The 24,010-nt window shown below is 63.9% G+C and carries 20 protein-coding genes and 3 pseudogenes; 2 read left to right on the forward strand and 21 right to left on the reverse strand.

The window, feature by feature from the left end; all coding sequences use genetic code 11:
* Positions 1-24: 24 nt before the first annotated feature.
* The 10 genes and pseudogenes from GKC70_RS18755 to GKC70_RS18800 form a co-directional block, all read right to left on the reverse strand.
* Positions 25-1,038, reverse strand: coding sequence for a chemotaxis response regulator protein-glutamate methylesterase (locus tag GKC70_RS18755; protein WP_342649549.1), 1,014 nt, complete (start codon positions 1,036-1,038; stop codon positions 25-27).
* Complete coding sequence (locus GKC70_RS18760) at positions 1,035-3,326, reverse strand: hybrid sensor histidine kinase/response regulator (RefSeq protein ID WP_342649550.1); 2,292 nt, start codon at positions 3,324-3,326, stop codon at positions 1,035-1,037. Before GKC70_RS18760 ends, GKC70_RS18755 begins: the two co-directional genes overlap by 4 nt.
* Positions 3,323-3,987 (reverse strand): annotated as a pseudogene (locus GKC70_RS18765) (chemotaxis protein CheW). The gene GKC70_RS18760 and the pseudogene GKC70_RS18765 overlap by 4 nt, the downstream one beginning before the upstream one ends.
* Positions 3,984-5,255, reverse strand: a complete 1,272-nt coding sequence (locus tag GKC70_RS18770; protein ID WP_342649551.1) for a CheR family methyltransferase — start codon at positions 5,253-5,255, stop codon at positions 3,984-3,986. The pseudogene GKC70_RS18765 and the gene GKC70_RS18770 overlap by 4 nt, the downstream one beginning before the upstream one ends.
* Complete coding sequence (locus tag GKC70_RS18775) at positions 5,252-5,773, reverse strand: chemotaxis protein CheW (RefSeq protein WP_342649552.1); 522 nt, start codon at positions 5,771-5,773, stop codon at positions 5,252-5,254. Before GKC70_RS18775 ends, GKC70_RS18770 begins: the two co-directional genes overlap by 4 nt.
* 5 nt (positions 5,774-5,778) lie before the next feature.
* Positions 5,779-7,401 (reverse strand): methyl-accepting chemotaxis protein, encoded by a 1,623-nt coding sequence (locus tag GKC70_RS18780; RefSeq protein ID WP_342649553.1) that lies wholly within the window; start codon positions 7,399-7,401, stop codon positions 5,779-5,781.
* Between the two features lie 126 nt (positions 7,402-7,527).
* A complete protein-coding gene (locus GKC70_RS18785) occupies positions 7,528-8,244 on the reverse strand; it encodes a tellurite resistance TerB family protein (protein ID WP_342649554.1) in 717 nt (238 codons plus the stop codon).
* Between the two features lie 58 nt (positions 8,245-8,302).
* Positions 8,303-9,409 (reverse strand): NADH:flavin oxidoreductase/NADH oxidase, encoded by a 1,107-nt coding sequence (locus GKC70_RS18790; protein WP_342649555.1) that lies wholly within the window; start codon positions 9,407-9,409, stop codon positions 8,303-8,305.
* A gap of 191 nt (positions 9,410-9,600) precedes the next feature.
* Positions 9,601-11,309 (reverse strand): annotated as a pseudogene (gene recJ / locus GKC70_RS18795) (single-stranded-DNA-specific exonuclease RecJ).
* A gap of 27 nt (positions 11,310-11,336) precedes the next feature.
* Positions 11,337-11,879 (reverse strand): YaeQ family protein, encoded by a 543-nt coding sequence (locus GKC70_RS18800; RefSeq protein ID WP_039575775.1) that lies wholly within the window; start codon positions 11,877-11,879, stop codon positions 11,337-11,339.
* A 172-nt stretch (positions 11,880-12,051) separates the two neighbouring features.
* Between GKC70_RS18800 and GKC70_RS18805 the strand changes: the two genes are divergently transcribed.
* Together GKC70_RS18805 and GKC70_RS18810 are read left to right on the forward strand one after the other, a co-directional pair.
* The gene (locus GKC70_RS18805; RefSeq protein ID WP_342649556.1) at positions 12,052-13,251 is read left to right on the forward strand and encodes a CaiB/BaiF CoA-transferase family protein; all 1,200 of its coding nucleotides are present in this window, start codon (positions 12,052-12,054) and stop codon (positions 13,249-13,251) included.
* Complete coding sequence (locus tag GKC70_RS18810) at positions 13,251-14,150, forward strand: TIGR02285 family protein (RefSeq protein ID WP_342651551.1); 900 nt, start codon at positions 13,251-13,253, stop codon at positions 14,148-14,150. The genes GKC70_RS18805 and GKC70_RS18810 overlap by 1 nt, the downstream gene beginning before the upstream one ends.
* Positions 14,151-14,285: 135 nt before the next feature.
* Here the strand turns inward: GKC70_RS18810 and GKC70_RS18815 are convergent.
* The 11 genes and pseudogenes from GKC70_RS18815 to ffh all read right to left on the reverse strand — a co-directional run bounded on the left by GKC70_RS18815 (position 14,286) and on the right by ffh (position 23,784).
* Positions 14,286-14,566 (reverse strand): annotated as a pseudogene (locus GKC70_RS18815) (DUF3509 domain-containing protein).
* A 78-nt stretch (positions 14,567-14,644) separates the two neighbouring features.
* Positions 14,645-15,079: a hypothetical protein gene (locus GKC70_RS18820; RefSeq protein ID WP_029613343.1), complete on the reverse strand. Its 435-nt coding sequence runs from the start codon at positions 15,077-15,079 to the stop codon at positions 14,645-14,647.
* Positions 15,080-15,263: 184 nt separating this feature from the next.
* Positions 15,264-16,673, reverse strand: coding sequence for a threonine synthase (thrC, locus tag GKC70_RS18825; RefSeq protein WP_342649557.1), 1,410 nt, complete (start codon positions 16,671-16,673; stop codon positions 15,264-15,266).
* A gap of 169 nt (positions 16,674-16,842) precedes the next feature.
* Positions 16,843-18,147 carry a homoserine dehydrogenase gene (locus GKC70_RS18830; protein ID WP_317871273.1) on the reverse strand — a complete coding sequence of 435 codons (1,305 nt, stop codon included), beginning with the start codon at positions 18,145-18,147 and terminating at the stop codon, positions 16,843-16,845.
* An 81-nt stretch (positions 18,148-18,228) separates the two neighbouring features.
* Complete coding sequence (locus GKC70_RS18835; RefSeq protein ID WP_304483907.1) at positions 18,229-19,002, reverse strand: DsbC family protein; 774 nt, start codon at positions 19,000-19,002, stop codon at positions 18,229-18,231.
* A gap of 156 nt (positions 19,003-19,158) precedes the next feature.
* A complete protein-coding gene (gene xerD / locus GKC70_RS18840) occupies positions 19,159-20,055 on the reverse strand; it encodes a site-specific tyrosine recombinase XerD (protein WP_342649558.1) in 897 nt (298 codons plus the stop codon).
* 164 nt (positions 20,056-20,219) lie between these two features.
* Entirely contained in the window at positions 20,220-20,570 is a 351-nt protein-coding gene (rplS, locus tag GKC70_RS18845) for a 50S ribosomal protein L19 (RefSeq protein WP_029613346.1), read from the reverse strand.
* A gap of 42 nt (positions 20,571-20,612) precedes the next feature.
* Positions 20,613-21,365, reverse strand: a complete 753-nt coding sequence (gene trmD, locus GKC70_RS18850; RefSeq protein WP_029613347.1) for a tRNA (guanosine(37)-N1)-methyltransferase TrmD — start codon at positions 21,363-21,365, stop codon at positions 20,613-20,615.
* Between the two features lie 3 nt (positions 21,366-21,368).
* Positions 21,369-21,905 (reverse strand): ribosome maturation factor RimM, encoded by a 537-nt coding sequence (gene rimM, locus GKC70_RS18855; protein ID WP_029613348.1) that lies wholly within the window; start codon positions 21,903-21,905, stop codon positions 21,369-21,371.
* A gap of 5 nt (positions 21,906-21,910) precedes the next feature.
* Positions 21,911-22,162, reverse strand: a complete 252-nt coding sequence (gene rpsP / locus GKC70_RS18860; RefSeq protein ID WP_008094480.1) for a 30S ribosomal protein S16 — start codon at positions 22,160-22,162, stop codon at positions 21,911-21,913.
* Positions 22,163-22,407: 245 nt separating this feature from the next.
* On the reverse strand, positions 22,408-23,784 hold the full coding sequence (ffh, locus tag GKC70_RS18865) for a signal recognition particle protein (RefSeq protein ID WP_342649559.1): 1,377 nt from the start codon (positions 23,782-23,784) through the stop codon (positions 22,408-22,410).
* Positions 23,785-24,010: the final 226 nt, after the last annotated feature.

The raw sequence follows: 24,010 nt of genomic DNA on the forward strand, positions 1-24,010 counted from the left end.
CTCGGCGTGACTCAACACATGTCGTCATTTCGGAAAGATTTCCACTAGTCGCCCGGCAATCCGTTCCAGCGGCCGAATCTCGACGGCCGCCTGGATCGCTGCGGCCGCTTTGGGCATGCCATATACCGCACTGCTCTGCTGGTCCTGGGCAATGGTCAGAAAGCCCTGCTCGCGCATCAGCTTCAAACCCTGGGCGCCGTCACGGCCCATGCCGGTGAGCAGCAACCCCACCGCCTCGCTGCGCCAGAAGCGCGCCACACTTTCGAAGAACACGTCGATCGAGGGTCGATAGATTTCGTTGACCGGCTCGGCGGTGTACGCCAATTGGCCGTTCTGCAACAGCCGGATATGGTGGTTGGTGCCGGCCAGCAGCACCTGGCCCGGCTGCGGCGGCTCGCCCTCGCGCGCCAGGCGCACCGGCAGCCCGGACACCCCGCTGAGCCACTCGGCCATCCCGGCGGCGAACACCTGATCGACATGCTGGACCAGCACGATGGCGGCGGGAAAATCCCGCGGCAACGCCTTGAGCAGCACTTCCAGAGCCGCCGGACCACCGGCTGAGGAGCCGATGGCCACCAACGCACAGCGCGACGCCGGCGTACGCGCCGATGCATCCAGCGAACGTGCCGCACTGGAGCGTTGCTGACCGATCAGCCAGCCGATATTGAGGATCTTGCGCAGCAACGGCGCGGCAGCCTCACGGGCATCGCCCGCGCCCAGCGCCGGCGTATCGACCACATCGAGCGCGCCGTGGCCCATGGCCTCGAACACGCGGTGCACGTTCTGCTTGCGATCCACCGTGACGATGACGATCGCGCAGGGCGTCTCGGCCATGATGCGTCGCGTCGCCTCGACGCCGTCCATCACCGGCATGATCAGGTCCATGAGGATCAGGTCGGGCGTGAGCTCGGCGCACTTGCGCACGGCCTCCTCACCGTTACCCGCGACCCACACCACTTCATGGGCAGGCTCGAAGGCCAGCGCACGACGCAGGGCTTCCACGGCCATGGGCATGTCATTGACGATGGCGATTTTCATCCTTGTGCCCCTCCGATCAGCTCCACCACGGCGTCCAGCAACGCATCGTCATGGAAGCTGGCCTTGGCCAGATAATAGTCGGCACCGGCGTCCAGACCACGTCGTCGGTCTTCTTCCCGGTCTTTGTATGACACCACCATCACCGGTAATGACTGCAATCGATTGTCGCGGCGAACCAAAGTCACCAGTTCGATGCCATCCATGCGCGGCATGTCGATGTCGGTGATCAACAGGTCGAAATCCTCGCCCCGAAGCGCGTTCCAGCCATCCATGCCATCGACCGCCACGGCCACCTCGTAGCCGCGCGTGCTGAGCAGCTTGCGCTGCAATTCGCGCACGGTGAGCGAATCGTCGACCACCAGCACGCGCTTGCGCGGTACGCCTCGACCAGCGCCCGCGCTGCGCTCGATGCGCTCCAGGCGACCGGTGCTGAGCAGCTTGTCCACCGAGCGCAGCAAGTCTTCGACATCGATGATCAGCACCACCGAGCCGTCGTCGAGCAACGCCCCGGAAGAAATGTCCTGCACCTTGCCTAGGCGCGGATCCAGCGGCATCACCACCAGCACCCGCTCGCCGATCAGGCGCTCGACCGCCACCCCATAGAGCTGCTCGCGCTCTCGGATGACCACTACGCGCAGACTGTCCGCATCACCCTGCGCGGGCGGACGATTGAGCAACTGGCTGGCGGCGACCAGGCCGATATGGCGGTCTTCGTGCCAAAAGTGCTGGCGCCCCTCGATCTGCACGATGGACTGCGCGGGCACGTCGAGGGTGCGCTCGATGTGCGCCAGCGGGAAGGCGTAGGCTTCGCTTCCGACCTCGACCACCAGGCTGCGCACCACCGACAGGGTCAGCGGTACTTCCATGTGGAAGCAACAGCCGTGGCCTGGCGACTGGGTCAACTCGATCGAGCCGCGTAATTCGCGAACCATGTGCTGCACAGCATCCAGGCCCACCCCGCGTCCTGACACCTCGGTGACCTGCTCGCGCAGGCTGAAACCCGGCAGGAACAGGAAGGTGAGCAGTTCTGCTTCGCTCATCTGTGCGACGGTTTCGGCCGGCGACAAGGCGCGCTCGACGATGCTGCGGCGCAGGCGCTCCAGGTCGATACCGGCGCCATCGTCGGTCAGCTCCAGGATCAACAAGCCGGCCTGATGGGACGCGCGCAAGCGCAAGGTGCCGTCGGCCGGCTTGCCCGCCAGCAAGCGCTGTTCCGGCGACTCGATGCCGTGGTCGACGGCGTTGCGCAGCAAATGGGTGAGCGGTGCATCCAGGCGCTCCAGCACATCACGGTCGACCTGCGTCTTGTCGCCCTCGATCAGCAACTGCACCTGCTTGCCGAGCGACCGACCGAGGTCGCGGACCATGCGGCTCTGCCCGGTGAGTACATCGGCGAACGGCCGCATGCGGCACGCCAGCGCCGTGTCATACAGCAATTGAGCGCGTTGACTGGCCTGCCAGCCGAACTCGTCGAGGTCGGCGGCCTGCTGCTGGAGGATCTGCTGGGTTTCGGCCAGCAGGCGCTGGGTCTGGGCCAAGGCCTCGAGCACCTCGACGTTCTGAGCGCTGCCCTCGAGCTGGCCCCTGAGCCCGTCCAGCGCACGCATGCCCTGGCCATGCATGCGCTTGAGGCGCTGCAGGGTGGCCAGGTAAGGCTTCAGACGTTGGGTTTCCACCAGGGATTTGCTCGACAGGTCAAGCAAGCTGTTCAAGCGATCGGCGGTGACCCGCAATACCCGCTCGCCGCCCTCACCGCCTCGCCTGCTGGTCTTGGTAACCGTCGCCGCTTCGGATTCGGGTTCGCGCTCGACCGAGGCCACCGACAATGCCGGCGGGTACGCTGGGGGCGGGGCGGGCGCAGGCTCGGCGGGCAGGCTCGGGCGCGGCACGATGGGCGCGGTGGGATCGAGCAGCGCCGCCATCTGCAGCAGGAACGCCGGCACCGCTGCCTCACCTTGCAGATCGCCTGGGGTGGCGATTCGCATGAGCAGATCGGTGCCCTGCAACAAGGCGTCGATGTGCTCCGGGCGCAGCAGCAGTCGCTGTTCCTGAGCGGCCACCAGACAGTCTTCCATGACATGGGCCACGCTGACGCCCGCATCGATCCCGACGATTCGCGCGGCGCCCTTGAGCGAGTGCGCGGCACGCATGCAGGCCTCGAGCTGATCGGCCTGGGCCGGATTGCGCTCCAATGCCAGCAGGCCGGCACTGAGCACCTGCGTCTGGGCCTCGGCCTCCAGGCTGAACAGCTCGAGCAGCGAAGCGTCGCGCATTTGCTCCGGGGTCATGACAGGCTCCGCTTCACGGCAGACAGAAGTTGGCGCTCATCCAGCACGCGTACGCTGCGGGCACGCCACTGCAGTACCGCCAGGGTGAAGGTCGCGGCGTCGCGCTCGTCCTGCGCCTGCGCGAGGTCCAGGCGATGGATGCCGTCGACCTCGTCCACCGGCAACACCACCGGCCCGCCCTCGGCGGCAAGGATCAGCATGCGCGGCATGATTCGGCCCGGGCGCTCAGCGCCTGAGACTGCAGCCACGCCCAGCAGGTCGGCGAAGGACAGGCACGGCACCAGCGCACCGCGCACGTTGGCCACCCCTGCAGGACTCGCGAGCGTTGGTGCGGCAGCGAATGTACCGGCAGCAGCGGTTCGATCTCCGCCAGGCAGGCTGTGGCCAACGCCAGCCACTCCTCGCCCAGCCGGAACAGCAGCATGGAGCGTCCCGCAGCCCTCGGCTCGACGCTGACGGCCTCGACCTGCTCGTCCTGTTGCAGCGCGTAGCGGTCCAGCAGTCGGGTGGCCGCAGCGGCGTGCATTTCGCAGTTGCGACAGTGGATATGCCGTTCAAGCAACGGGCATTGCTTGTCGCCGTGAACACCGATGCGGTTCCAGCAGTCATCGATATCGTCGTCGGCCCGGGCGATCAGTGGTAGGCCCTGTTGCTCACTCATCGTTCAGACTCCCGGTCCGCCTTAGCCGCACGCGCCTGCAGGCGCCGTGCGCCGGCACTGTCGCCCTGGGAGGCCAACAACGCGGCCAGGTGCATCAGTGCCTCGGCATGCTGCGGCTCCAGATACAGTGCCTTGCGGTAATGCTTGAGCGCCTCGCCGGCGTCGCCCTGGGTATCGCTGAGCAAGCCCAGCCAGTAATACACCTGGGCCTTGGGCGCGAACTGGCGCAAGTAACGCTCGCAACTGGCGCGGGCCTGATCGCTGGCACCGCTGTTGGCCAAGCGCGCAATGCTCGCCAGCAGTTCGGGCTCACTCTCGCTCGCCGCCGGTTCTGGCAGCGGCCTGATCGGCGCTGGCGGAGTGCGGGTAGCCTGCAGCGCATTCGGCGCCCAGGCAGTCGCTCGCGGTGGCGGTGCGGGCGTCGCCGCCACACGCACGACCGGTGCGGGACTGGGCGGCGCAGTGACGCTGGCGGGATCCTGGCGTACATAGGCGAACGACTGCGCGATACCGACCGGGCGCATGCCCAGGCGTGCCAGCAGGCTGCCCTCGGCCGGACCGATGAACAATACGCCGTCGTCGTGCAGCAACCGCTTCAATACCTCGAACACGCGCTGCTGAGTCGGGATGTCGAAATAGATCAGCAGGTTGCGGCAGAACACGATGTCATAGAGTCCACTGCGCGCGCGCAACCCCGGGTCGAGCACGTTGGCCGCTTCCAGGCTGACCTGCCGGCGGACCCGCTCGGACAACTGGTAGCTGTCGTTGACGCCTTCGAAGTGCCGGTCACGGAAGGCCAGATCGCTGCCGCGAAACGAATTGCGTCCATACACCGCCAGTTCGGCGCGCGCGATGGAGCTGGGGCTGATGTCCATGGCGTCGACGCGGAAAGCACAGGGCGCAAAGCCCGCGTCGAGCAACGCCATGGAAATCGAATAGGGCTCTTCGCCGGTCGAGCACGGCAGGCTGAGCAGGCGCAAGGGCCGGGCACCGGCCAGTTCGGCCAGGCGCTTACGGGCCAAGGTGGCCAGCGCGGTGAACGACTCGGGGTATCGGAAAAACCAGGTCTCCGGCACGATCACCGCCTCGATCAGCGCCTGCTGCTCGACGGTCGATTGCTGCAGGCACAGCCAATAGTGGTCGAGGTCGCCGGCCGCCGACGCCGCACAGCGTTGGCGCAAGGCGCGCTCCACCATCGAGGCGCCCACCGACTCCACGTCCAGCCCGATGCGCTCCTGGAGGAAGCGGAAAAAGCGCTGCTCGCTCATTCAGCCTCCGCTTCAGAGACTTCGGGGAACAGCAGCCGGCGCACATCCTCGTCGAGCAAATCATTGACCTGAATGCGCTGCAGCAGGCCATGTTCGTCCTGTCGTACCGGGCCGAGGTAGCGTGCTTCGCGGTTATCCACGCCATACGGCAGGAACTCATCGGGTTGGCAGCGCAGGGTGTGGGTGGCCTGTTCCAGCACCAGGCCCAGGCGGAGCGGCGCGCGCAGGGGATCGCCCTGATAGTGCACCAACACCAGACGCGTGCTGGTGCGGCGCGGCGCAGGTGTGCCGAAGCTCAGCGCCGACAGGTCGATGACCGGCACCAGCGTACCGCGATGACCAAGAATTCCGGCCACCCAATGCGGTGCCTGGGCGATGGGCTTGAGCGGGCGCAGCGGCAGCACCTCGATCACCTCGCGCACGTCCAGGGCGAAGCGCTGCTGGCCAATGCAGAACTGCAGGTACAACACGCCCTTGTTCGCGGTCTGGCGCTGCTCGTGCGATTGCGGCTCGGCCATCGTCGTCAGACTTTGAAGCGCGAGACGCCGCCGCGCAGTCCGGTTGCCACCTGACTCAATTCGTCGATGGCGAAGCTGGCCTGACGCAGCGACTCGACCGTTTGCGTGCTGGCATCGCTCAACTGAGCCAGCGCCTGGTTGATCTGCTCGGCACCGGTGGCTTGCGCCTGCATGCCTTCGTTGACCATCAGCACGCGCGGCGCCAGGGCCTGCACTTGATGGATGATCTGGGTGAGCTGCTCGCCGACCTGCTGCACCTCGAACATGCCGCGGCGCACTTCTTCGGAGAACTTGTCCATGCCCATGACCCCAGCCGACACCGCAGACTGGATCTCGCGCACCATCTGCTCGATGTCGTAAGTGGCCACCGCGGTCTGATCGGCCAGACGACGCACCTCAGTGGCCACCACGGCGAAGCCGCGGCCATACTCACCGGCCTTCTCGGCTTCGATGGCGGCGTTGAGCGACAGCAGGTTGGTCTGGTCGGCCACCTTGACGATGGTCACCACCACCTGATTGATGTTGCCGGCCTTCTCGTTGAGGATGCCCAGCTTGGCGTTGACCAGGTCGGCCGCGCCCATCACCTGGTGCATGGTTTCCTCCATGCGCGCCAGACCTTGCTGACCGGAGCCGGCCAGGCTGGAGGCCTGATCGGCGGCGCTGGTGACCTCGGTCATGGTGCGCACCAGGTCGCGAGAGGTCGCGGCGATCTCGCGCGAGGTCGCGCCGATTTCAGTGGTGGTGGCCGCGGTTTCGGTGGCGGTGGCCTGTTGCTGCTTGGAGGTAGCAGCAATCTCGGTGACCGAAGTCGTAACCTGGACCGACGAGCGCTGGGCCTGGGCGACCAGGTTGGCCAATGCCTCGGCCATGTCGTTGAAGCCGGTCTCGATGGCGCCGAACTCATCCTTGCGCGCCATGCTCAGGCGCACGCTGAGGTCGCCCGAACTGAGTTTGTCCAGGGCCTGCACGATGCTGCGCATGGGCGCGCTGATGACCCGCATCAGCAACAGACCGCAGATGCCGGCGGCGAGAATCGCCAGGATCAGCGACACCACCATGCTCACCTTGGCCGTGGCCACCGCATCGACGATGTCCCGCGTAGCGGCGTTGGCTGCTTCGGTGTTGCGGTCGATGACCGTGTTCAGGTGCTTGCGGCCAGCGGTCCAGGCCGGCGTGAGCACGTTGATGATCAGGCGCTCGGCTTCGGCATAGTTCCCTGCTCGATAGGCACCCAGCACCTGATCGATGGCCTTCTCGTACGCTTGTTCAAGCCCCACGAAGGTGTCGAAGGCGGCTTGATCCTGGGCATCCTGGATTGTGCGCTGGTAGTTGGCCATCTGTTCTTTGAGCCGGTCGTGGAAGCCCTTGAACAGCTCGGCATCAGCCGAGCTCAGCTCGCGGTGCTCGGACAGGCCGACCAACTGCTGGGTCGCGACGTAGCTGTCGACCCAGGCGCTGCGGATCATCGAACTGTAGTAGATGCCGGGAATGCTGTCGGTCCCCACCGCTTGCTCGCTGGACTCGATGGTCACCAAACGCGAGTAGGCGGCCACGATCATCAACAGCATGATGGCGATGATCACGGCAAAGCTTGCCAGGATCCGTTGGCGCAAGGTCCAGTTCTTCACAATCAGCCCTCAGGAAAGCTTCACGAGCGGGAAAATCGTCGAAGTATAGCCCAGGCGCCTGACGCTTTATCGGGAGAATTGAAGGCTTATCGGGCTTCCATGCCCGATGGATAGCTCAAAGCCATCTCAGGGTGTCGATGCCTGCCTGACCTGCAGTTCAAGTTCCTCGCGTAGTGCGGGTTCCAGGCGCAGTTGGCGAGCCAATTCGTCGAGGTAAGCACGTTCCATGAAGTGCTCCTGATCGACCATCATCACGCTGGCCAGGTACATCTCGGCGGCCATCTCCGGCGTTTGCGCCGCACGCGCCACTTCTGCCGGATCGAGCGGCTTGTTCAGTTCGCCCTGCAACCAGCGCTGCAGCTCTGGGTCGCTGTCCAGGCGCGTGAACTCGCCCTCGATCAGCTCACGCTCACGCGCATCGATATGGCCATCGGACTTGGCGGCGGCCACCAGGGCCTTGAGTACGGCTTGGCTGTGCTGCTCGGCCTGGGCTGGCGGCAGTCGGTCGAGCGTCTGCGGCTCGCCAGCGTCGCCCTGCCCCTGGCGCGCCTGCCAGTTGCCGTAGGCCTTGTAGGCCAGCACGCCCAGTGCGGCGAGGCCACCGTAGGTCAGCACCTTGCCACCGACCTTGCGCACCTTCTTGTTGCCCATCAGCAGGCCCATGGCGCCGGCCGCCAAGGCGCCGCCACCGGCGCCGGAAACCAGGCCTCCCAGGCCGCCGGCCTTGCCGCCGAGCAGATCGCCGAGCCCCGCCACCTTGCCGGTACCGGGCTTGCCCGACGAATTCTGCAGCAGCGATTGACCGGATTTGAGCAATTGATCGAGCAGACCACGGGTATTCATCTGGCGAACCCTCAAGGACAGGAAAGCGCCAGATTACGACCGCAGTCTGAATCCAGGCTTAATCGCGCAAATCCGACTCGTGAATCGGGTTGGCGCGATGAGTGGCGCGCTGGTACTGGGCAGGCCAGGTCGCCTTGTTGCCACCCAAGTCATCGTCGGCATGCAGCGGCCAGTAAGGGTCGCGCAGCAGCTCGCGGGCCAGGAAGATCAGGTCGGCCTGACCGGTGCGCAGGATGTGCTCGGCCTGGGCCGGTTCGGTGATCATGCCGACGGTGCCGGTGGCGATTTCCGACTCCTTGCGCACCCGTTCGGCGAAGCGCGTCTGATAACCGGGCCCGGTGGGAATCTCGGCGTTGACCGAGGTACCGCCAGAGGACACATCGATCAGGTCCACGCCTAGCGACCGCAGCCGGCGCGCCAGCTCCACCGTCTCGTCAGGGTTCCAGCCATCCTCGACCCAATCGGTGGCCGACACCCGTACGAACAGCGGCAGTTCCTTGGGCCAGACCTCGCGTACCGCTTCGGTCACCTGCAAGGTCAGACGGATGCGGTTGTCGAAGGAACTGCCATAGTCGTCACAGCGCTGATTGCTCAATGGCGAGAGGAATTGATGCAGCAGGTAGCCGTGGGCGGCGTGCAATTCCACCACTTTGAAGCCCGCGGTCAGGGCGCGCCGCGCGGCCTCCACGAACGCCTCGACGACCTCCTGGATGTCATCGTGGCTCAGTTCGCGCGGTGCGGTGTGCTGGGGGTCGAAGGCGATCTTCGACGGCCCCACCGGCTGCCATCCACCCTCCTGCGGCGCGACGCTGCCGTGCTTGCCGAGCCAGGGCCGATGGGTACTGGCCTTGCGCCCGGCGTGGGCCAACTGGATACCCGGAACCGCGCCCTGGGCCGTGATGAAACGGGTGATGCGTTGCAGCGGGGCGATCTGTTCGTCGTTCCACAACCCAAGGTCTTCTGCGGTGATGCGCCCGTCGGCGGTCACAGCGACGGCTTCTGTTATCACCAGGCCAGCGCCGCCGACAGCGCGACTGCCCAGGTGGACCAGGTGCCAGTCGTTGGCCAGGCCATCGACGCTCGAGTACTGGCACATCGGTGAAACGGCGATGCGATTGGGCAACGTCAGCTGACGCAGGGTGTAGGGCTCAAGCAGCATGCTCATGGGAGGGCCTCCGAAGGTCTGCAATGACGGTCCGACCCAGGCGCTGTGGTGCGATCCTGGACCGTTACCGGCGTTCCTTGAGACTAGACCAGATTACCCTGGGGATCGGTTCCCGAAAATTCAGGCCATGGCACCTGCACGGTCATCGGTCGCGGCCTGGCGCCGCCATCCCGAGCGAATGCGCCGAGCCCTCAGCGCGGCTCCATATGCGCAATCATCAACTGCACACTTTCGTTGCCGCGAAACTCGTTCACATCCAGTTTGTAGGCCAGCTCCACCCAGCGCACCGTCGGGTTGGGCCATACCTCGCGATCGACGCTGAAAGCGATGCCGTCAAGACGCAGCGAACCGCACTCGCTCTTGAGCACCACTTTCAGATGGCGCTCGCCGACCACCCGTTGCTCCACCAACTCGAACACGCCGTGGAACAACGGCTCGGGAAAATGCTGCCCCCAGGGGCCGGCATTACGCAGGGCACGGGCAAGGTCGAGGTGGAATTCCTCGACCGCCAGGCTGCCGTCGGACAGCAACCGACCGGTCAGATCGTCCTCATCCAATTGGCGTCGCACCTCCTGGTCGAACGCCTCGGCGAATACCGGGAAGTGCTCAGCCGGCAGCGACAAGCCTGCCGCCATGGCATGCCCGCCGAACTTGCTGATCAACTGGGGGTGGCGCGCCGCCACCGCATCCAGGGCATCGCGAATGTGAAACCCCGGTACCGAGCGCGCCGAGCCCTTGAGCATGCCTTCGCCGGCGTCGGCGAAGGCGATGGTCGGACGGTGATAGCGCTCCTTCAAGCGCGAAGCGAGGATGCCGATCACGCCCTGATGCCATTCGGCGTCGAACAGGCACAGCCCATAGGGCATGGCGTCGAGCGGCAGGTCCTTGAGCTGGGCCAACGCTTCGCGCTGCATGCCTTGTTCGATGGACTTGCGGTCCTGGTTGAGCCCATCCAGTTGCGCTGCCATGTCCAACGCCGTGGCGGGGTCTTCGCAGAGCAGGCATTCGATGCCCAGGCTCATGTCGTCCAGACGCCCTGCTGCATTGAGCCGAGGCCCGAGAATGAAGCCCAGGTCGGTTGAGGTGATGCGCCGATGATCGCGCCGCGCGACCTCAAGGATGGCCTTCAGGCCTGGCCGGGCACGGCCCGCACGGATGCGCTCGAGCCCCTGATGAACCAGGATGCGGTTGTTGGCATCCAGCGGCACCACATCGGCGACGCTGCCCAGGGCCACCAGATCGAGCAACTCCCCGATGTTCGGTTGCGCCTGGGTCTCGTAGCGGCCCAGGCTGCGCAAGCGCGCGCGCAGCGCCATGAGCACGTAGAAGATCACCCCCACCCCGGCCAGCGATTTGCTGGGGAAGGTGCAACCGGGCTGGTTCGGGTTGACGATGGCATCGGCCTGCGGCAACTGCTCGCCCGGCAAGTGGTGGTCGGTGACCAGCACCTTGAGCCCGGCCGCCTTCGCCGCAGCGACGCCTTCGACGCTGGAGATCCCGTTGTCCACCGTCACCAGCAGGTGCGGCTCGCGCTGCAGCGCCACCTCGACGATTTCCGGCGTCAGGCCGTAACCGTACTCGAAGCGATTAGGCACCAGGTAATCGACCTGGGCTGCACCGAGCAGACGCAGGCCGAGCACGCCGACGGTGCTGGCTGTAGCGCCATCAGCGTCGAAGTCGCCGACGATGAGGATGCGCTGGCGCCGGTCCAGGGCCTCCACCAGCAGGTCCACGGCAGCGTCGATGCCCTTGAGCTGCTGATAGGGCAGCAAGCGCGCCAGGCTCTTGTCCAACTCCAGTTCACTCTGCACACCACGGGCGGCGTACAGACGGGTCAGCAGGGGCGGCAGTTGGCCGAGAAATGGCAGGGTTGCAGGCAGGGGCGGGGCTCGATGCGCATGGGGCTCTTCAGTCAGGTCGAATCAGGTCAGCCGCGCTCGCCGAGCAGCCACTGCAGTTGGACTTCGTGCTGACCCCGGTCGTCGGTCACGAAGAGCGTGCCTTCGCTGATCATCACGTCCCACTTGATGGTGCGCGGCATGTCGGTGGCCAGCACATCCAGCACCTCTTGCGGCACCGCTGCGATGCTCAGGTTCTTCAGGCCCTTGACCGCCGGCACCACCTTGCCCTCCCACACCCGCAGGCTGCCGTAGGCCAGCAGACTGGTGCGCTCGGTGCGACGCGAGCACCAGGTCAGGCGATCGGCATCGGGCTGGCCCACTTCGATCCAATGCAGGATCCGATCATCCAGGCTCTTCTCCCACACCGCAGCCTCATCGACGTCCGACAGACCGCGCCCGAAGGCCAACTGTTCGTTGTACCAGAGCGCGTAGGCCAGCAAGCGGACAGCCATGCGCTCCTCGGTCTCGGACGGATGACGGGCGATGGTCCGGCGTACGTTTTCGTACACGCCACGGTCGAGGTCGGTGAGATTGAGTTCGAACTTGTAGGTGGTGGACGGCTGGGCCATGGGGCAGAGGCTTCTTCGAAGAAAGTCGGAGAGTTTACCCGATCCACGTGCGCAGAGGGGCTCGTGTCGTCCGTCATTGCGCACAGGCACGCAACCGCTGTCGCGAGCCATTACCTGCATCGAGCCAGCTGTGATAAAACCAAGCCCTCTTTTCAGCCGTCACGGATCCACCATGTCCAGTCCTGCCAAACCCCTCGCCGGCCTCAAGGTGATCGAGCTCGGTACCCTGATCGCCGGACCCTTCGCCTCGCGCATCTGCGCCGAGTTCGGTGCCGAGGTGATCAAGGTCGAATCGCCGGACGGCGGCGATCCGCTGCGCAAGTGGCGCAAGCTCTACGAGGGCACGTCGTTGTGGTGGTTCGTGCAGGCGCGCAACAAACAGTCGCTCACCCTGAATCTCAAAGACCCGGAGGGTCGCGAGGTGCTCAAGCGACTGCTGGCCGAGGCCGACATCCTGATCGAGAACTTCCGCCCCGGCGTGCTGGAAAAGCTCGGCCTGGGCTGGGACGTGCTGCACGCCCTCAACCCGCGGCTGGTGATGGTCCGCCTTTCCGGTTTCGGCCAGAGCGGGCCGATGAAGGACCAGCCCGGCTTCGGTGCGGTCGGCGAGTCCATGGGCGGCCTGCGCTACATCACCGGCTTCGACGACCGGCCACCGGTGCGTACGGGCATCTCCATCGGCGACTCGATCGCCGCCTTATGGGGCGTGATCGGTGCGCTGATGGCCTTGCGTCATCGGGAGGTCAACGGTGGCCAGGGACAGGTGGTGGACGTGGCCTTGTACGAAGCGATCTTCGCCATGATGGAAAGCATGGTGCCGGAATTCGACGTGTTCGGTTTCATCCGCGAACGCACCGGCAACATCATGCCGGGCATTACCCCGTCGTGTATCCACACCAGTGCCGACGGCCGCCATGTGCAGATCGGCGCCAATGGCGATGCGATCTTCAAGCGCTTCATGCAGGCCATCGGCCGCAACGATCTTGCCGACGACCCCACTCTTTCCAGCAATGACGGTCGCGACCTGCGCCGCGACGAGTTGTATGGCGTGATCGACCGTTGGGTCAACGGTTTGCCGCTCGATCAGGTGATGCAGGTGCTGAACGACGCCGGTGTGCCCGCCAGTCGCATCTATTCAGCCGAAGACATGTTCCACGACCCACAGTTTCTCGCTCGGGAAATGTTCATCCAGGCTCGGCTGCCAGACGGCAAACCGTTCAAGATGCCGGGCATCGTTCCCAAGCTTTCGGACACGCCCGGCTCTACCGAATGGGTGGGGCCGGCCCTTGGCGAGCACACCGTCACATTGCTGACCCGCCTGGGCTACAGCGAGGCCGACATTGCCCGACTGCGCGAACAGGGGGCCATCTGATTCAACTTCAAAGGGCCGCGCAGCGCCTGCTGCTGTGCATCCTGCCGCTACTGGCGCTGCAACCCGCGAAGGCGGGTGAGCGCCTGACTTGGCTGGTACGTGACCTGCCGCCGTTCACCATTTACGAAGGCACGGAAAAAGGTCAGGGTGTGATCGACAGCCTGCTACCCCAGTTGATCGAGCAGTTGCCGGAGTACCAACACAGCATCGTGCGCGTCAACCGCCCGCGTGGCATCCAGATGCTGCAGGACCCTACCCTCACCTGTGATCCGACGCTGCTGTGGACGCCGGAGCGGGCCAGCTTCGCGAAATTTTCCCAGCCTTTGCTACCGATCGTGAGCAGTGGCGTGATCGTACGCAGACAGGACCTGGCAGCACTGAACCTGTCCGCAGGCCAGACCTCCGTGGACCTCACGCAATTGCTCGGCACGCCGGGTCTGAAACTGGGCGTCGTCGCCGGCCGCAGTTACGGGCAAGAAACCGATAAGATCCTCAGCCAGTTGCCTGACTCGGCGTTGAGTCGGCACTACAGCAACGATGCCACCGCCAATCTATTGCAGATGCAGCAGTTGGGCCGGTTGCACGTGGTATTGGGTTACTGGCCTGAAGCACGCTATCTGCTTCAACAGCAAGGCAACGCGTTGGACGCGTATGCGTTTCTCTCGATCAAGGGCGCCAAACGCTATCAACTGGTCCACGTCGGTTGCTCCGACACCCCGGCAGGTCGAGAGGCCATCGCCAAGATCGACCGACTTCTTCCCCATCTACGCTCAGCGGAGCTGCTTGAGCGCTATGCCCGATGGCTGGATCCCGAACTGCGCGAACACTACCTGAAACAGGCGCAGCGGCTGTTGCAAGCAGAGCAGCCACCGAACGCCCCCCTCAGCGCTGATCGCTAAATCGCTAAAAAGAAACCCCGCAGGCTGTCGCACAGCCAACGGGGTCAAGCAAAGGCCTTGCAGGCCTTGCGCCCTGGGTCGATACCACCGGAGCAAAGCAGTATCACCACAGGGTCAAGAAATGTGACGGGGCGCCTACGCGAAGGTTCCCTGAGTTTGCACAGGCTGCCGCAGCGCCGCGATCACGCACGGCTGCAAGCGGCCCTCGACGATCTGCAGGTCGCGGTGCAGACCGTCCACCAGATCCACCAGCAGCCGCTGATCCTGCAACTGCAACAGGCTGACCGAGCGCCGCAGCACGGATGTGCCGCGCATATCGACGACGCTCAACTGGCGGTAGCCTCTGGCGTCCACGTCATCGAGCTGGACCTGATAGGGGACAGGGCATCATTGAGCAGGGTGCAGATTCTTTCCATCCGGCGTACTCGCTTTGTCGGTAACCTAACGAAACTGACCGCCAAGCGAAGCGGAAAGTTCGCTTGACGGTCGCCGCGTCATCGAGCATGGAGGCTGGAGGTGACAGTTTCGATATCCCGCGTCTGCAACCCACCGATCGCCGGACGCAAGCGCAACAGCGCAGCGTGCAAGGCCGGCATCGAGAGCGGCCAGGAAAGGTTGGCGACCACCCATAACCCTCTGCGCCAGGCTTCCACGGACAGGTTCGGTGCCCCCGCCGGTGGCGCGCCGATGAACAGCACCGCACGCACTTGCCCTTGACGCACGATGCTTTTCAATAGCGCCTGCACGGCCAGGGTGGGCATGCCATGATCGATGAGCACCGCATCCGGCGCTTGGGCCAGACTCGCCTTGGCGTTGTGCAGGTCGTTGACCACCCGCACCTTGAACACGCCCAGCGCGTTGCAGGCTTGGTGGAGGGTGATCTGGTGAGAGGGACGGGACTGGACGACGAGAAGATCGAGGCGCTGCATGAGCCGCTCCTGAGGGCTGCTGGCCCTGGTGGACAGGGCGCCCACTCTAGAAAGGCGATACAGAAACTCCTATAGGAAGAAACTGATAGTGCAGGATGAATCTTCGTAGAAACCCTTCGCTCGAACGAAAACGGGGCAAGCCGGATGACCGACTTGCCCCGCTTGGCCTCGCGACCAGAACGCCTTACAGCGGCTTGCCGCGATTACCGTGCTGGCTGACGAACGCCTGGACCGCTTTCAGATCGTTGGCCAGCACCGTGCAACGCTCCTCACGGCTGAACAGGTCGCTCAGGTGCACCGGCAATTCCAGCGCCTTGCCGACGCCCGCCTGCTCGACCGCCTCGGGGAATTTCACCGGGTGTGCAGTGCCCAGCACCACCATCGGCGTATCCAGGCTACGGCGGCACTCGCGAGCAGCCTTGACACCGATTGCCGTGTGCGGATCGAGCACCTCGCCGGTGGCCTTGAACACCTCGGCAATGGTGTCGCACGTCTGCTCGTCGCTCACCGCCAGTGAGTCGAACAGCTTGCGCGCCTCGGTCCAGCGGTCCTGCTCGACGCTGAAACCGCCGCCTTGTTTGAAGTTGGCCATCAACTCGGCAATCGCCGCGCCATTGCGACCGTGCAGGTCGAACAGCAGGCGCTCGAAGTTCGACGAGACCATGATGTCCATCGACGGCGACAGAGTCGGGTGCAGGGCGTCCTTGACGTACTGATTGCCGCTCATGAAGCGGTGCAGGATGTCATTGCGGTTGGTCGCCACGACCAACTGGCTGATCGGCAGGCCCATGTTGCGCGCCAGGTAACCGGCGAAGATGTCGCCGAAGTTGCCGGTCGGCACCGAGAACGCCACGGAACGGGCCGGGCCACCCAACTGCAGCGCCGCATGGAAGTAGTAGACGATCTGAGCCATGATCCGCGCCCAGTTGATCGAATTGACCGCCACCAGCCGGGTGCCTTTGAGGAAGGACTGGTCGGCGAAACTCGCCTTGACCATCTCCTGGCAGTCGTCGAAGTTGCCCTCGATGGCGATGTTGTGGATGTTGTCGCCCAGGATGGTGGTCATCTGGCGGCGCTGTACTTCCGACACACGCTGGTGCGGGTGCAGGATGAAGATATCGATATTGTCGCAGCGGCGGCAGCCTTCGATGGCAGCCGAGCCGGTGTCGCCGCTGGTGGCGCCGACGATCACCACACGCTCGCCACGCTTGAGCAAGACGTGGTCGAGCAGACGACCCAGCAATTGCAGGGCGAAATCCTTGAACGCCAGGGTCGGGCCGTGGAACAGCTCCATGACCCACTCATTGCCATCGAGCTGGCGCAGCGGCGCCACCGCAGCGTGGGCGAAGACGCCGTAGGTTTCCTCGAGAATCTTCTTGAAATCGGCATCGGCGATGCTGCCCGCCACGAAGGGGCGCATCACGCGGAACGCCAACTCGTGATACGGCAGGCCGGCCCAGGAGGCGATCTCTTCCTGGGTGAAGCGCGGCAGGTTTTCCGGTACGTACAGGCCGCCGTCGCTGGCGAGGCCCGCCAGCAGAACATCTTCGAAATTCAACGCCGGAGCTTGGCCCCGAGTACTGATATAGCGCATGGGTGCAAACCTTTCATTTGAGCTGCAAGCTGTAAGCGTCAAGCCACGAGAAAAAGCCGATTGGCGTTGCTCTCGCGCCGTGCTTCTCACCTTTGCCGCGAATTGACTCTATCGAAAGCCTCAACACCGCGCCGCTTTTACTGGCAGCTCGCAGCGTGAGGCTTACCACTTAATTGAGCTGTTCGACGCGGATGCGTACCACGCTGCCGACCACGTCCTGCAGCGCTTCCAAGGCGACGATGGCGTCGTCGATGCGCTGTTCGATGACCCGGTGAGTGAGCAGGATCATTGGCACCAGGCCATCCTGCTCCTCGGCTTCCTTCTGCATGATCGACTCTATGTTGATGCCACGCTCGGAAAGGATGCTCGCCACCTGGGCCAACACGCCCGGGTGATCCTTGGCCTGGATGCGCAGGTAGTAGGCGCTTTCGCAGGCCTCGATCGGCAGGATCGGATGCGCCGACAGCGAGTCGGGCTGGAACGCCAGGTGCGGGACGCGGTTCTCCGGGTCGGCGGTCATGGCGCGCACCACATCGACCAGGTCGGCGACCACCGAAGAGGCGGTCGGCTCCATGCCGGCACCGGCGCCGTAGTACAAGGTCGAGCCGGCGGCATCGCCGTTGACCATCACCGCGTTCATCACGCCGTTGACGTTGGCGATCAGTCGATCGCTGGGAATCAGGGTCGGATGGACGCGCAGCTCGATGCCATCGACGGTACGGCGCGCCACGCCCAGATGCTTGATGCGATAGCCCAGGGCCTCGGCATAGTTGACGTCGGCCGTGGTCAGACGGGTTATGCCTTCGGTATAGGCCTTGTCGAACTGCAGCGGAATGCCAAAGGCGATGGACGCCAGGATGGTCAGTTTGTGCGCAGCATCGATACCCTCGACATCGAAGGTCGGATCGGCCTCGGCATAGCCCAGCGCCTGGGCCTCGGCCAGCACATCAGGGAAGGCACGGCCCTTCTCGCGCATTTCGGTGAGGATGAAGTTGCCGGTGCCGTTGATGATGCCGGCCAGCCAATTGATACGGTTGGCCGACAGCCCCTCGCGAATGGCCTTGATCACCGGAATGCCACCAGCGACTGCGGCTTCGAAGGCGACGATCACGCCCTTTTCGCGGGCTTTGGCGAAGATCTCGTTGCCGTGGACGGCAATCAGCGCCTTGTTGGCCGTGACCACATGCTTGCCGTTTTCGATGGCCTTGAGCACCAGATCGCGGGCAATGGTATAGCCACCGATCAGTTCGATGACGATGTCGATCTCGGGGTTGGTCGCAACGTCGAACACATCAGCGGTAATGGGGGTACCGGTAATCTGGCAGTTCGGGTTCTGCGAGCGCATGGCGATCTGGGCCACCTCAATGCCGCGCCCGGCACGGCGGGCGATCTCCTCGGCGTTGCGCTGAAGCACATTGAAGGTACCGCCACCGACGGTCCCCAACCCACAGATGCCTACTTTGACCGGTTTCACTGTGAACTCCCCATAGAACGACCGGCACAATGCCGACCGTGAAACATGCCGTCACCCCATGACGACGGCGTACTGAATGAATTACTTGGCCGCTTGCGCCTGGCCGGCCAACGCCAGCTTGGCCACTTGCGGTGCCGGCTGGTAGCCCGGAATCACCTGACCGCTTTCGAGCACGATCGCTGGCGTACCGTTGACGCCGATCGACTGGCCGAGGTGGAACTGTTTGCTGACCGGGTTGGCGCATTTGGCCGCCTTGATTTCCTTGCCATCGACCATCTTGTCCATCGCCGCGACGCGATCGCTGGAGCACCAGACGGCCTGCAACTGCTCGTCACCCGGCGAGCCCAGGCCTTGGCGCGGGAAGGCCACGTACCGCACCTCGATACCGCGCTTGTTCAGCTCCGGTACTTCAGCATGCAGCTTGTGGCAGTACGGGCACGTGGTATCGGTGAATACGGTGATGTGCGAGCGGGTTTCGCCCTTGGCCGGGTAAACGACCATTTCAGCCTTGGGAATGCCGTTGATCAGCTTGGCGATGCCTTGGCGCTCGGTCTTCTCGGTGAGATTGACCGGCTTGCCGTCCTGCAGTTGATACAGGTAACCCTGCATGACGTACTGGCCGTCACCGCTGGCGTAGAGCACACGACCGCCTTGCAGCTTGACTTCGTACAGACCACCGACCGGGCTGTTGGAGACGCTCTCGATCGGCACTTCCAGTTCAAGGGTCTTGAGCGTGTTGCGAATGGCCTGCTCGGCGCCTGCGTTGGCACCGGCACTGGCCTCGGTGGCCGCGGCGGCGGCAAAGGTACTGGCCAACGCCAGAGCGGCGGCGGCAAAAATCTGGGTCACGCGCATGGGGTACTCCTGAAGACGGACGGGGACCGGAGGACATCGCCTGCGGGAAAAGCGCGGCGACTAGAGCGGTCCCTGATGCAAACCGCCCAAGACTACCACATCAGGCGGGGACGAAATCAGTGTCTGGAAAGCCACCGAGCGGAACATGAGGATCATTCATCCACGCGGGTGGTGCTGGGCGTGCAACTGCTGCAAGCGCGCCTTGGCCACATAGGTGTAGATCTGCGTGGTGGACAGGTCGCTGTGGCCCAGCAGCATTTGCACTACGCGCAGGTCGGCGCCGTGGTTGAGCAAATGCGTGGCGAAGGCATGGCGCAAAGTGTGCGGCGACAACGGCTTGTCGATCCCGGCCACGCGCGCATGGTGCTTGATACGGTGCCAGAAGGTCTGCCGGGTCATTTCCTCCCCGCGCAGGCTGGGAAACAGCACGTCGCTGGGACGACCGTTGAGCAGATCGGCGCGGCCACCGCGCAGGTAGCGCTCGATCCACAGCACCGCTTCCTCGCCCATCGGCACCAGGCGCTCCTTGCTGCCCTTGCCCATCACCCGCAAGACGCCTTGCCTCAGGTTGACCTGGTCCAGGGTCAGGCTGACCAACTCAGTCACCCGAAGGCCGCAGGCATACAGCACCTCGAGCATGGCGCGATCACGCTGGCCGATGGCCTCACCCAGATCCGGCGCCTTGAGCAGGGCCTCGACATCCGCTTCCGACAGCGACTTGGGCAACGGGCGGCCCAGTTGCGGCATGTCCACCTGCAAGGTGGGATCGAGGGCAATCAGCTTCTCGCGCAGCAGATAGCGATAGAAACCCCGCACTCCGGACAGAAAGCGGGCGGTGGAGCGTGGCTTGTAACCCTGGTCCAGACGCCAGGCAAGGTGATCGAGGATGGCGGCGCGGCCCGCCTCGGGCAAGGCCAGGCCCTGCTCCTGCAGCCAACCGTTGAACAGGGCCAGATCGCTGCGATAGGAAACACGGGTATTGTCCGACAGCCCCTTTTCCAGCCAGAGGGCATCGAGGAACTGGTCGATCAGCGGATGGTCCAGAGCAGGCATTTAACGGGTCTGTGGCGAAAAAGTGCGCCTAGTCTTCCACACGGGACAACGCTTGTCTGCAACGGCCTGGCGACGCCTCTTCTCACGGACGCAGAACGCAAAAAAGCAGCCCGAAGGCTGCTCTTTCTCTCGCAAGGTGGCCGAGGCCACCGGTCAAACTGCACTCAGGACAGTTTTTCCTTGATGCGAGCGGCTTTGCCGGACAGGTCGCGCAGGTAGTACAGCTTGGCTTTACGCACGTCACCACGACGTTTCACGGCCAGGCTGTCGATCTGCGGGCTGTAGGTCTGGAAGGTACGCTCGACGCCAACGCCGCTGGAGATCTTGCGCACGGTGAAGGCGCTGTTCAGACCGCGGTTACGCTTGGCGATGACGACGCCTTCGAACGCCTGCAGACGGGAACGCTCACCTTCCTTCACTTTGACCTGGACGACAATGGTGTCGCCGGGTGCGAAGGCTGGGATTTCCTTGCTCATCTGCTCGGCTTCGAGCTGCTGGATGATCTTGTTGGTCATGCTGTGCTCCTAAGATGGATACGCGATCCACCATCGATACGTTTAACTATCGTCCCGCTCGCGGAGGTATTCCTCGAGCAGCTTCTTCTCTTCTCCAGAAAGCGAGCGACTTTCCAGAAGATCGGCGCGTCGTTCGAAGGTCCTACCAAGGGACTGCTTCATTCTCCAACGCCGGATGTGTGCATGGTTGCCACTGAGCAACACGTCGGGTACACGCTGATCCGCATACACCTCAGGTCGGGTGTAGTGCGGGCAATCGAGCAGACCGTCGGTGAAGGAGTCTTCCTCCGCCGAGTCCACATGCCCTAAAGCTCCGGGCAGCAGCCGTGTAACCGCATCGATCAACACCATGGCCGGCAGCTCGCCACCGGAAAGCACATAGTCGCCAATCGACCACTCCTCATCGACATGAGCCTCGATAAAGCGCTCGTCGATGCCTTCGTAACGGCCCGCGATCAGGATCAACGATTCCTGTTCGGCCAGACCTTTGACCGCCTGCTGAGTCAGCTTGCGGCCTTGTGGCGAGAGGTAGATCACCTTCGCCGCTGCTCCGGTCGCTTGCCTGGCACTGGCCAGGGCGTCTTCCAGAGGCTTGATTTTCATCACCATGCCCGGACCACCGCCAAAAGGCCGATCATCCACCGTATGGTGACGATCCGTGGTGTAGTCCCGCGGATTCCAGCAGGTCACCTGAAGCAACCCCTGTTTCACCGCGCGGCTGGTAATGCCGTACTCCGTGATGGCCGAGAACATCTCCGGGAACAACGTGACGACTTCTACGCGAAGGTTACCCATCGTCTAGAAATCCGCGTCCCATTCGACTCGCATCACGCCTGCTTCCAGGTCGATGGCCAGCACGCATTGCGCCGTATAGGGCAACAAACGCTCGCGATCGTCCAGGCTGCCAGCGCAAGGCTTGACCACCATGACATCGTTCGCACCGGTCTCCAACAGGTGATCGACCTTGCCGAACAGCTGTTCGTCCTGGTTGATGACCTTCAGACCTACCAACTGGTACCAGTAGTACTCGTCAGCAGCCAGGTTGGGCAAAAGGCTCCGCGGTATGCAGATTTCGTAACCGCTCAGAAGACGGGCTTCATCGCGATCCTCGAGACCTTTCAACTTCACGACCAGGCCCTTCTGGGAGCCACGACCGTTGACCAGCTCGACCTGTTTTACCTTGCCTTCGTGCCTGAGCGTCCAGCGCGGATAATCCAACAGGTTTTCAATCGGATCGGTAAAGGAATACACCTTCACCTCGCCGCGAACGCCGTGAACCGAAAAAATCTTGCCGACGACGATGAGATCGTCAGGCTTTTCTGGCGTCGCGTTCATACTGCTCAGGCGGCGGCCTTGGCAGCGTCCTTCAGCAGCTGAGCAACACGCTCAGACGGCTGCGCGCCCTGGCTCAGCCAGTAGGTGACGCGTTCCTGGTTGACCGACAGCTTGACTTCGGCGCCCGATGCGATCGGGTTGAAGAAGCCTACGCGCTCAACGAAACGGCCGTCACGGGCGTTACGCGAGTTGGTCACGGTCAGGTGGTAGAAGGGGCGCTTTTTCGAGCCGCCACGGGCCAGACGAATGGTTACCATGTGAACATCGTTCCTATAGTCGGTACTGCAGTCGGTGCTGCAAATCTGAATGCCAAATAGGCACACGGGTGCCCAAAAGGCCGCATATTCTCGGGGAATACACGGACATTTGCAAATGGCTTTTTCGCAAAAGCCTTGCAATGCCGGCCAGACCTGCCGGTTAAGCCGCGCTGAGGCGGCCGGTTTTCCCGCCGAAGCGGGGTCGGATCGGCTGCCTCGCGAGGCGATACAGCCGATCGGATTCCTTACAGTTTCGGCATGCCGCCACCGGGCAGCATCCCGCCCAGGCCGCGCATCATCTTGGCCATGCCGCCTTTGGCGGAGAATTTCTTCATCATCTTCTGCATCTGCTTGTGCTGCTTGATCAGCCGACCGATGTCCTGCACCTGGGTGCCGGAACCCATGGCGATGCGGCGCTTGCGCGACCCGCTGATCAGGTCGGGATCGCGGCGCTCGGCCGGGGTCATGGAATTGATGATCGCTTCCATCTGCTTGAACTGCTTCTCGGCCGCGCCCTGAGCATTGCCCATCTGCGACAGATTGACCCCGCCGATGCTCGGCAGCTTGTCCATCAAGCCGCCCAGGCCGCCCATGTTCTTCATCTGCTGCAGCTGGTCGCGGAAGTCTTCGAGGTCGAAGCCCTTGCCCTTCTTCAGCTTCTTGGCAAGTTTGTCGGCTTTGGCCTTGTCGATGTTCTGCTCGGCCTGCTCGATCAGGCTGAGCACATCGCCCATACCGAGGATGCGCGAAGCGATGCGGTCGGGGTGGAACGGCTCGAGCGCCTCGCTCTTCTCGCCCATGCCGATGAACTTGATCGGCTTGCCGGTAATGGCACGCACCGACAGCGCGGCACCGCCGCGGGCGTCACCGTCGACCTTGGTCAGCACCACGCCGGTCAGCGGCAGCGCTTCGCCGAACACCTTGGCGGTGTTGGCGGCGTCCTGGCCAGTCATGGCGTCGACCACGAACAGGGTTTCCACCGGCTTGACCGCGGCATGCAGGACCTTGATCTCGTCCATCATGTCGGCGTCGATGTGCAGACGACCGGCGGTGTCGAGAATGACCACGTCGATGAACTTGATCTTGGCTTCGCGAATCGCCGCCTCGGCGATATCCACCGGCTTCTGGCTGATATCGGACGGGAAGAAGGTCACGCCGATGTCGTTGGCCAGGGTTTCGAGCTGCTTGATCGCCGCGGGACGGTAGACGTCGGCGGACACCACCATCACGCTCTTCTTCTTGCGCTCCTTGAGAAAGCGCGCCAGCTTGCCGGCAGTGGTGGTCTTGCCCGCACCTTGCAGACCGGCCATCAGCACCACGGCCGGCGGGGCTGCATTGAGGGCCAGGTCTTCGTTGGCCGCGCCCATCAGGCTTTCGAGCTCGGCCTGGACGATCTTCACGAAAGCCTGGCCCGGGGTGAGGCTGCGCGACACTTCGGTGCCGACTGCACGTTCCTTGATGCTGTTGACGAAGTCCTTGACCACCGGCAGGGCGACATCGGCCTCGAGCAGGGCCATGCGCACTTCGCGCAGGGTGTCCTTGATGTTCTCTTCGGTCAGCTTGGCCTTGCCGGTGACATGGCGCAGCGTCTGTGACAGACGGTCGGTCAGGTTTTCGAACATGGTGATCCTTTCAGGCCCAGTAAAGCCGAGGTTGTTCAGGCGCCCCGGCAAACATCGCACGCCGAGGGCACAGCAAGCCGGGCAGTATAACGGAGAGCGACGAAGGCGCGAAGCGGCAAGCGGCAAGCGGCAAGCGGCAAGCGAGTTTGGCGCGATCCGCTCCTGCTTGCCGCTCCAAGCTCGAAGCCCGCGGCTTCTTGAAGCTTGCAGCTTGCAGCTTGACGGT

This window comes from Pseudomonas sp. REB1044, from assembly GCF_038813925.1.
GTDB classification, from domain to species: domain Bacteria; phylum Pseudomonadota; class Gammaproteobacteria; order Pseudomonadales; family Pseudomonadaceae; genus Aquipseudomonas; species Aquipseudomonas boreofloridensis.

What these genes read in the sequence shown, in the direction of transcription:
- GKC70_RS18755 (WP_342649549.1), bottom strand. Translation starts at nt 1,038, where the DNA reads ATGAAAATCGCCATCGTCAATGACATGCCCATGGCCGTGGAAGCCCTG.
- GKC70_RS18760 (WP_342649550.1), bottom strand. Translation starts at nt 3,326, where the DNA reads ATGACCCCGGAGCAAATGCGCGACGCTTCGCTGCTCGAGCTGTTCAGC.
- GKC70_RS18770 (WP_342649551.1), bottom strand. Translation starts at nt 5,255, where the DNA reads ATGAGCGAGCAGCGCTTTTTCCGCTTCCTCCAGGAGCGCATCGGGCTG.
- GKC70_RS18775 (WP_342649552.1), bottom strand. Translation starts at nt 5,773, where the DNA reads ATGGCCGAGCCGCAATCGCACGAGCAGCGCCAGACCGCGAACAAGGGC.
- GKC70_RS18785 (WP_342649554.1), bottom strand. Translation starts at nt 8,244, where the DNA reads ATGAATACCCGTGGTCTGCTCGATCAATTGCTCAAATCCGGTCAATCG.
- GKC70_RS18790 (WP_342649555.1), bottom strand. Translation starts at nt 9,409, where the DNA reads ATGAGCATGCTGCTTGAGCCCTACACCCTGCGTCAGCTGACGTTGCCC.
- GKC70_RS18800 (WP_039575775.1), bottom strand. Translation starts at nt 11,879, where the DNA reads ATGGCCCAGCCGTCCACCACCTACAAGTTCGAACTCAATCTCACCGAC.
- GKC70_RS18805 (WP_342649556.1), top strand. Translation starts at nt 12,052, where the DNA reads ATGTCCAGTCCTGCCAAACCCCTCGCCGGCCTCAAGGTGATCGAGCTC.
- GKC70_RS18820 (WP_029613343.1), bottom strand. Translation starts at nt 15,079, where the DNA reads ATGCAGCGCCTCGATCTTCTCGTCGTCCAGTCCCGTCCCTCTCACCAG.
- thrC (WP_342649557.1), bottom strand. Translation starts at nt 16,673, where the DNA reads ATGCGCTATATCAGTACTCGGGGCCAAGCTCCGGCGTTGAATTTCGAA.
- GKC70_RS18835 (WP_304483907.1), bottom strand. Translation starts at nt 19,002, where the DNA reads ATGCGCGTGACCCAGATTTTTGCCGCCGCCGCTCTGGCGTTGGCCAGT.
- xerD (WP_342649558.1), bottom strand. Translation starts at nt 20,055, where the DNA reads ATGCCTGCTCTGGACCATCCGCTGATCGACCAGTTCCTCGATGCCCTC.
- rplS (WP_029613346.1), bottom strand. Translation starts at nt 20,570, where the DNA reads ATGACCAACAAGATCATCCAGCAGCTCGAAGCCGAGCAGATGAGCAAG.
- trmD (WP_029613347.1), bottom strand. Translation starts at nt 21,365, where the DNA reads ATGGGTAACCTTCGCGTAGAAGTCGTCACGTTGTTCCCGGAGATGTTC.
- rimM (WP_029613348.1), bottom strand. Translation starts at nt 21,905, where the DNA reads ATGAACGCGACGCCAGAAAAGCCTGACGATCTCATCGTCGTCGGCAAG.
- rpsP (WP_008094480.1), bottom strand. Translation starts at nt 22,162, where the DNA reads ATGGTAACCATTCGTCTGGCCCGTGGCGGCTCGAAAAAGCGCCCCTTC.
- ffh (WP_342649559.1), bottom strand. Translation starts at nt 23,784, where the DNA reads ATGTTCGAAAACCTGACCGACCGTCTGTCACAGACGCTGCGCCATGTC.